The sequence below is a fragment of the Amycolatopsis kentuckyensis genome (genome assembly GCF_002155975.1).
GTDB classification, from domain to species: domain Bacteria; phylum Actinomycetota; class Actinomycetes; order Mycobacteriales; family Pseudonocardiaceae; genus Amycolatopsis; species Amycolatopsis kentuckyensis.
Map to the genome: position 1 here is coordinate 1 of NZ_MUMI01000297.1, position 3,245 is coordinate 3,245.

Annotated in this window: 1 protein-coding gene; it reads left to right on the plus strand. The window is 74.5% G+C overall.

Translation table 11 applies throughout. The features are described from left to right. A partial coding sequence (locus CCN39_RS51925; protein ID WP_167455192.1) for a type I polyketide synthase occupies window positions 1–3,245 on the plus strand: 3,245 nt, incomplete at both ends.

Sequence of the window (3,245 nt, forward strand, 5' to 3'; positions counted from 1 at the left end):
CACCGGCTGGGGCGAAGGCGTCGGCCTGGTGCTGCTGGAGAAGCTGTCGGACGCCCGGCGCCACGGCCACGAGGTCCTCGCCGTGGTCCGCGGCTCGGCCGTGAACCAGGACGGCGCCTCCAACGGCCTCAGCGCGCCGAACGGTCCCTCGCAGCAACGGGTGATCCGGGCCGCGCTGGCGAACGCCGGCCTGCGACCGTCCGATGTGGACGCCGTCGAGGCGCACGGCACCGGAACCCGGCTCGGCGACCCGATCGAAGCGCAGGCGCTGCTGGCGACCTACGGGCAGGACCGCGACCGGCCCCTGTGGCTCGGCTCGCTGAAGTCGAACATCGGCCACACACAGTCGGCGTCGGGCGTGGCCGGCGTGCTCAAGATGGTACTCGCTATGCGGCACGGCGTCCTGCCGCGCACGCTGCACGTCGACACGCCGTCGTCCCAAGTGGACTGGTCCGCGGGCGCGGTGGAACTGCTCACCGAGGAACGCGAGTGGGCCTCCGACGGCCCGCGTCGCGCCGCCGTCTCGGCGTTCGGGGTGAGCGGAACCAACGCGCACGTGGTCCTCGAACAGGCCGAACCGGTCGCGGTCCCGCAGGCAGGACCGGACGCGACGCCGCCGCTCGTCCCGCTGTCGGCCCGGAGCGCCGCGGCGTTGCGCGCTCAAGCCGGCCGGCTCCGGGGCACGGACGCGGCGCCGCAGGACCTGGCGTACTCCCTGGCGTTCACGCGCGCCACGCACGATCACCGAGCGGTCCTCGTCGCGAGCGGCGACGAGGTCGACCGGGCACTGGGCGTCCTCGCCGACGGTGGCACCGACGCCGCCGTGGTCACCGGCACGGCCGACCGCGACGCCCTGCTGGCGGTGCTGTTCACCGGCCAGGGCGCCCAGCGGGCCGGGATGGGCCGAGGGCTCTACGATCGATTCCCGGTGTACGCCGAGGCTTTCGATGCGGTCCTCGCGCACTTCGGCCCGGAGCTACGCGAGGCTTTCGAGGACGCCGAGCTGCTGGACCGGACCGAGTTCACCCAGCCCGCGTTGTTCGCGGTCGAAGTGGCGCTGTTCCGGCTGGCCGAGTCGTTCGGCGTCCGCCCGGACTTCGTGGCCGGGCATTCGATCGGCGAGATCTCGGCGGCGCACGTGGCCGGGGTGCTGTCCCTCGAGGACGCCTGCCGGCTGGTCTCCGCCCGCGCGTCCCTGATGCAGGCGCTGCCCGCGGGCGGCGCGATGGTGTCGATCGCCGCGCCCGAGGCCCGCATTCCCCTCGACGAACGCGTTTCGATCGCGGCGGTGAACGGGCCCGAGTCGGTGGTGATCTCGGGCGAGGAGGCCGCGGTGCTGGAAATCGCGGCCCGGTTCCCCAAGACCAAGCGGCTGACCGTGAGCCACGCGTTCCACTCCCCGCTGATGGACCCGATGCTGGCGGAGTTCCGCGCGGTGGCCGAACAACTCCGGTACCACCCGGCGGAGATACCGGTGCTCTCGAATGTGAGCGGTGCTCTCGCCGAGCCGTTCACGGCCGACTACTGGGTCCGCCACGCGCGCGAGGCGGTCCGGTTCGCCGACGGCATCACGACGTTGGAGACCGCGGGTGTCGGCGTCTTCCTGGAGCTGGGGCCGGACGGCGTCCTCAGCTCGATGGTGCCGGGTACCGCGATCCCGGCCCTCCGCCGCGACCGCGACGAGGAACGCACCTTCTTCACCGCGCTGGCCCGCCTGCACGTCTCCGGTGTCGACCTCGACTGGGAGAGCCTGTACGCCGGTTCGGCCGGGCGGCCCGTCGCGCTGCCGACGTACCCCTTCGAGCACCGGCGGTACTGGCTCGAACCCGCCCGCCCGCAGTCGGCCACCGACACCGCCGACGCCGAGTTCTGGGCCGCCGTCGAGCGCGGCGACCTGGCCCGCGACCTGGCCGTCGACGAAGACCTCGCCGACGCTGTCCGGCCCGCACTCCGGGCCTGGCGCACTCGCCACCGCGAGGCGAGCACCCTCGAATCGTGGCGCTACCGCGTCGCCTGGCGGCCGCACCCGATCGCGGCGGGACGGCTCTCCGGCACCTGGCTGCTCATCGGCACCGCACCCGCGGGGATCGCGGAAAGCCTGGCCGAGCGGGGCGCGGAGGTCCGCACCGTGCCCCTTGATCACCTGGGGCAAGCAAAAGACATCGCGGGGGCGCTCGCTTTCCCGGCGAACCTGGGTGAAGGGCAAGACATCGCGGGGGCGCTCGCCGTCCCGGCGAACCTGGGCGACGAGCAAGACATCGCCGGGGCGCTCGCCTTCCCGGCGAACCTGGCCGAAGCCCTCACCGTGCTGCAGGCCGACCTGCCCGGTCCGCTCTGGCTCGGCACCACCGGAGCCGTGCGCACCGGCCGGTCCGACACCGCGCCCGATCCGGCGCTCGCGCAGGTCTGGGGCCTCGGCCGGGTCGCCGCCCTCGAACTCACCGGTCGCGAAACCGGGCTCCTGGACCTCCCGGCCACCCTCGACGACCGCGGCCACGACCGGCTCGCCGCCCTCCTGGCCGCGGGCACCGGCGAAGACCAGGTGGCCCTGCGGGCGTCCGGCGCGTTCGTGCCCCGGCTCGTCCGCGCCCCGGCGGCCGCCGCCCCCGGCACCTGGCAGCCCGACGGAACCGTCCTGATCACCGGCGGCACCGGGGCACTGGGCAGCGCGCTCGCCCGGGCACTGGCCGCCCGCGGTGTCCGGCACCTGCTGCTGCTGAGCCGTCGCGGCCCGGACGCCCCCGGCGCGGACGAACTCGCGACGCACCTGCACGAGCTCGGCGCCGAGCCGGAGATCGTGGCCTGCGACGTCGCCGACCGCACGGCACTGGCCCAAGTCCTGAGTGGACGGGAAGTGACCGCGGTCTTCCACGCCGCGGGGTACGGCCGCTTCACGCCGATCGCCGAATCGTCCACAACGGACTTCGCGGAGGTGGTCGGCGCCAAGGTGGCCGGGGCCACCCACCTCGACGAACTCCTCGGCGATCTCCGGGCGTTCGTGCTCTTCTCGTCGATCGCCGGGGTCTGGGGCAGCGGTCACCAGGGTGCCTACGCGGCGGCGAACGCGCACCTCGACGCCCTGGCCGAACGCCGTCGCGCCGCCGGGCGCGCCGGGACGTCGATCGCCTGGGGCCCGTGGGCGGGTGCCGGCATGGGCGCGTCCGAAGAAGGCGAAGAGCTGCTTCGCCGCCGCGGCCTCCGCCCGCTCGACCCGGATCTGGGGATGCGGGCGCTGCTGCAGGCCG